Origin of the sequence: Rhizobium sp. FKY42 (genome assembly GCF_005222835.1) — a bacterium.
GTDB lineage: Bacteria > Pseudomonadota > Alphaproteobacteria > Rhizobiales > Rhizobiaceae > Neorhizobium.
The window spans coordinates 166448-169367 of sequence record NZ_STGA01000059.1 but is presented as its reverse complement, the minus strand read 5'-3'; the positions used below and the strand labels follow the sequence as shown (position 1 = coordinate 169367).

Annotated in this window: 3 protein-coding genes and 1 pseudogene; 1 reads left to right on the top strand and 3 read right to left on the bottom strand. The window is 59.6% G+C overall.

Features of this window, described 5'->3' with window-relative positions; genetic code table 11:
* The coding region (locus tag E8M78_RS20040) for an ArdC-like ssDNA-binding domain-containing protein (RefSeq protein ID WP_137136724.1) at positions 1-326 on the bottom strand (326 nt) is incomplete at its 3' end.
* A gap of 318 nt (positions 327-644) precedes the next feature.
* Positions 645-944: pseudogene (locus E8M78_RS20035) on the bottom strand (transposase); the annotation flags it as partial.
* A 732-nt stretch (positions 945-1676) separates the two neighbouring features.
* On the opposite strand from E8M78_RS20035, the gene E8M78_RS23615 reads away from it, so the two are divergent.
* Positions 1677-2036 carry a hypothetical protein gene (locus tag E8M78_RS23615; protein WP_205910269.1) on the top strand — a complete coding sequence of 120 codons (360 nt, stop codon included), beginning with the start codon at positions 1677-1679 and terminating at the stop codon, positions 2034-2036.
* A gap of 85 nt (positions 2037-2121) precedes the next feature.
* Here the strand turns inward: E8M78_RS23615 and E8M78_RS20020 are convergent, their stop codons facing one another.
* Positions 2122-2745, bottom strand: a complete 624-nt coding sequence (locus E8M78_RS20020; protein ID WP_137136736.1) for a hypothetical protein — start codon at positions 2743-2745, stop codon at positions 2122-2124.
* Between the last annotated feature and the right edge of the window lie 175 nt (positions 2746-2920).

Here is a 2920-nt window from a genome sequence, read left to right as displayed (position 1 = left end):
TCCGTCTTCGTGAAACGGCTGGCATAGACCACAGTCGCGCCTCGCTCACCCTTTCGCACATGCGCGCCAAGCTCGTTTGCCTGACGCAGGGTCATCCACGTTGCCGACATGAAGCCGCTGGCGACACTCTCAGACCATAAAAGCAGCACATTGAGTCCCGAATACGGTTGACCGTTGTGCCGGAGCGGCCGGCTGACCCGGCCGGACATGTTGCGGGCGCTCCATGGCTGCACCCACGGTCGTACGCCCTTTTCCAGATCGGCAACGATCCTGTCCGTGATGCGCGCGTAAATGTCCGTGCGCGTGCTTTCTGATTTCCTGCTCATCTTTCAGACCTCCGTTCTTGAGGGGACCGCGCCGATCGCGGCCCCGTCGCGGAGGGCCGAGGGCAGGAGTGATCGGTGGCAGGCGCACCGGCACGGCCGGAACGAAGAGAAGGACGGCGCAGCCGTTGCGCCTGTCGCCGGCTCCTGCAGGACCGACAGAAGGGACGGGACGCGATGGGTGGGGAATAACCTTCCGAGACCGTTGTCGCCGCGTTCTGAAAGGGCCAATCGAAGGGGAGCTGGCGCCGCACGTCGATCGTGTCCCGCGGAGTGGTGTAGCTTGACGGCCACGGCTCATCCCAGAGGGCCGGATGAGTGTCAGCTTGCTGCTGGCAGGCTGATGAGTGGAACATCGCTCATTGTGGCGATGGTTTCCAGTGTCATGTAGCGGGACCGCTGGACGGCCCATTCGTCGTTCTGCTCCAAGAGCAAGGCACCGACCAGTCTGACGATGGCGTCGTCGTTGGGGAAGATGCCGACGACCTCGGTGCGTCGCTTGATCTCGCCATTGAGACGTTCGATCGGGTTGGTCGAGTGAAGTTTGGCCCAGTGCTGCCTGGGAAAGGTCATGTAGGCGAGCACATCCTGTCCGGCGCTATCCATCAGTGTGCCGACCTCCAGCGCCATCAGCTTCTCGGCGGCAAAGCCGATCATCTCCCGCAGCAAATCGGCATCGGCGCTCTTCTCAACAAGTGAGCGCAGGTTCATCATGTCCTCGGTCATCGGTGGTGTCCCTCAGGTTGGTCATAAGCAACCCGACCCTACCGGAAATCACCGATGGCTATGCAATCCAGCTACACCACTCCATGGGACACGATCCCGCACTCGGTTGAGTTCAGGCTGGGATGTCAGCAGAGCTGGTCGCCATAGACGACAGCCAATGAGTAGGTGAAAATGAAAAAAGCCCGCCAGTGGCGAGCTCTTTCCATTTATCGTATGACGATGAGGGTGGTGTTACCCCGCGACCTCACGCGCCTTTCGATTTCTAATTAGTCTGAATCACGTTTATTTGTCAATGACAAGCTGACCTCTGCTGTCTGCGACGGGACCGAGCAATTGCCATTCACACACGACGAAATCCATAATCTCCCAACCGTGTTATCGGCTCCGCGGTTCGCAACTTATCTGGCTGAAAAGGCCGGTGACAAAGAAGCGGCGCTGGAACTCTACCAATGGAATCTTGAACTCTCATCGGCATTCTTCGTTCCCCTTCAGATATGCGAAGTCAGCGTTCGCAATTCAATCGTAGTGGCAATAGAATCGACCTATGGGCCGAATTGGCCATGGGAACGAGGTTTCGAAATCAGCTTGCGAAATCCCCCGACGGGATACAGTCCGCGTCGAAACCTTATGGGTCTTCGATCTCTGCCGACCTCAGGGAAGATCGTTGCCGAACTGAACTTTGTCTTCTGGGAGAAGATGCTGACGCATGGGCATGACGGTGCGATCTGGAACGCGCATTTTCGGACAGTGTTTCCGAACACGGATAGCAGCAGAACCGTTCAAGCCTTACGCGGAGAAGGAAACGATACCCTTTTCAAGATACGTGATCTGCGAAACCGTATCGCACACCATGAGCCGATTTTCCGGCGCAACATTCAGGAGGAGTATGAGCGAATTCGCAAGATCATCTCCTGGAGCAATTTGACCGCTGCGGCTTGGCTCGACAAAATCGAAAGTGTCACCAGCATGATCGCAAGAAAGCCGTGACTGACGGCTCGTGCGCCAGCGTTACCGGCCTGACAGGTCGCGCACACCATGAAAATGGCGGAGCCGAAGCTCCGCCAGATCGGCTTCAATCAAAAGCCGACATCTGAGCGGCGGCCGCCTTGCGGTCGAGGGACTGGCCCGGATGTTCGACCGGGCGATCGAAGGGCTTCCATACCTCGCCGACGATCTGCTCGTAGGCGGAAACGGCGCCTTCTGCGGCCATCCGAAGCGCATGGGCCTGAACGCCCATATCGGCGGCGAACTCGCGCTTGCGCTGGGCGGCGCTGTCATAGCCGACCGGGCCATCGAGGTCCTCGTCGCGTGCGTCAGCAGATCCTTTGGCGGTAGCGTCGCGCGCTTCGGTGACGGCTTTGCTGTAGAACTGGCCGGCGCCGTGGGCCGATCCGACATAGGCGCCGACAATGCGCTGGAGATGGATCTGCATCGCGCGTTCGCCAAGGCCATCGGAAAGAGCGGTTGCGGTCTCGACAATCAGGCGCTCATGCAGGTCGCGGATGCCGTCGCTGTCGAGAATTGCGGTTCCAAAGCTTTCGGCGATCTTCAGCGCCTGGGCTTCATCGGGGCATGTGAGGCGGACCATTTCGATGGTGGCGCCCTTGCGCATTTGCACGACACGACCAGTAGCGCCCGAAGCGAGGCGGGAAGTGGGGCGAGCGGTTTGACGGAATGGAGTTGCGGGCTTTGCCATGATGGTTTCCTTTTCCAGTTGCCGAAGCGGCTCCGGCCCCTTGGCCGGTCTGTCCTTCGGTGCGGTCAAAAAGAACCGGCGTAAACCGGGCGGTTCAGGGTCCGGGCAGGCCAGATCGAGCGGGGCGGCCAAGCGGTCAAGCGGGTCTTTGAGACCTGCGAAGCCCGCTTGGCCG

What these genes read in the sequence shown, in the direction of transcription:
- E8M78_RS23615 (WP_205910269.1), top strand. Translation starts at nt 1,677, where the DNA reads ATGGGTCTTCGATCTCTGCCGACCTCAGGGAAGATCGTTGCCGAACTG.
- E8M78_RS20020 (WP_137136736.1), bottom strand. Translation starts at nt 2,745, where the DNA reads ATGGCAAAGCCCGCAACTCCATTCCGTCAAACCGCTCGCCCCACTTCC.